Source organism: Vreelandella salicampi (assembly GCF_013415105.1).
In the GTDB taxonomy this organism is placed as follows: domain Bacteria; phylum Pseudomonadota; class Gammaproteobacteria; order Pseudomonadales; family Halomonadaceae; genus Vreelandella; species Vreelandella salicampi.
In genome coordinates this window covers 1-1130 of sequence record NZ_JACCDF010000045.1, presented here as the reverse complement: position 1 = coordinate 1130, position 1130 = coordinate 1, and the positions used below count along the sequence as shown (strand labels likewise).

Annotated in this window: 1 protein-coding gene and 1 pseudogene; both read right to left on the bottom strand. The window is 48.8% G+C overall.

What is annotated here, in order from left to right:
* Positions 1-113: 113 nt before the first annotated feature.
* Positions 114-455, bottom strand: a pseudogene (locus tag HZS81_RS17935) (2Fe-2S iron-sulfur cluster-binding protein); the annotation flags it as partial.
* Between the two features lie 74 nt (positions 456-529).
* Positions 530-886: a hexameric tyrosine-coordinated heme protein gene (locus HZS81_RS17930; protein WP_206679575.1), complete on the bottom strand. Its 357-nt coding sequence runs from the start codon at positions 884-886 to the stop codon at positions 530-532.
* Between the last annotated feature and the right edge of the window lie 244 nt (positions 887-1130).

Here is a 1130-nt window from a genome sequence, read left to right as displayed (position 1 = left end):
ACGTGCACGCGGCTACCGGAACGAGGCCAACTTCATCGCCATGATCTACCTGATCGGTAGCCCAGTCGGGCGCATGCTTGATCAGGCCAAATCCACATGAAACGACGAAGAGCCATTTTTTCAAACTGCCTGAAGAAGAGCCCCAAGTCGACAGCCAAGTCACGGATTACCGGCATTCCCGGCAATGGACGCAGCGTCAAAGTATTCGCGTTATCTAGCACCTCCTCAACCGGCGTGATGCAGGCCAAGCCATTTTTGCCGTTGATATTCATGCCGTCGGATCCACATACCCCCTCTCGGCAAGAGCGTCGATAAACCAAGGTGGCATCTTGTTTTTTTAAATACTCAAGAACGTCAAGCACCATAGCCTTACGAAAACGCTCCTCAACTTCCAGCGTTTCGAGCCACGGTACTGAGTCTTCTTCTGGATTATAGCGGTAAAGTCGTACTTTGATCATTAAGGCATCTCTTCTTGGCCCTATCGTTTAACAGATGCAGCACAAGTTCTATCAGCATGAGTGGCTATATATCATTCACGCCAATAGTCATTAGCTGCAGCAACGGTTTGAAAATGGGTGGCAATCACGTGGGATACCGCAATCAAGCTATCTGGGTCTTGGGCATATTCGGGTCGCTGTTCCTTACGAACTTCGGCATCCGGCTGAGTAGTGGCTACCCCTTTCTGGGACAACGTGATAGCCAGGGCAAAACCTTCCTGTGGTGTTTCCGTAATCAGGCTAGGCAACCAAGTATCAGTGGAATCTGTCGCTTCAGCTTCGTGCTTGTCTGCTGTTGCAACGGTGCTGCTTATTGCCATTGTAATGGCCAAAGTCAAAGCGCCTGCAGTCTTGCCTAGTGGCCAAAATACTCGATGAAAATCCAGCATGAATATCTCCTACGTTGCTCTGAGTTACGGGCCAACTACTATCCGCCATTAAGATTCCTATATAATGCATCTTTTATGGTAGCCCAAACCTCACCTCCGTCAACTCGTACAATGAAAAGAATTATCCCGGCTTATTCATGAGGCCGACTTAAAAACGAAGATGGCGAGCGGTTTTCTCTTGTAGAATCAATATGTTCCTGGCAGAACACGATTCAAGAGGACCACTCGCCATGGGTGAAACTGT

What these genes read in the sequence shown, in the direction of transcription:
- HZS81_RS17930 (WP_206679575.1), bottom strand. Translation starts at nt 886, where the DNA reads ATGCTGGATTTTCATCGAGTATTTTGGCCACTAGGCAAGACTGCAGGC.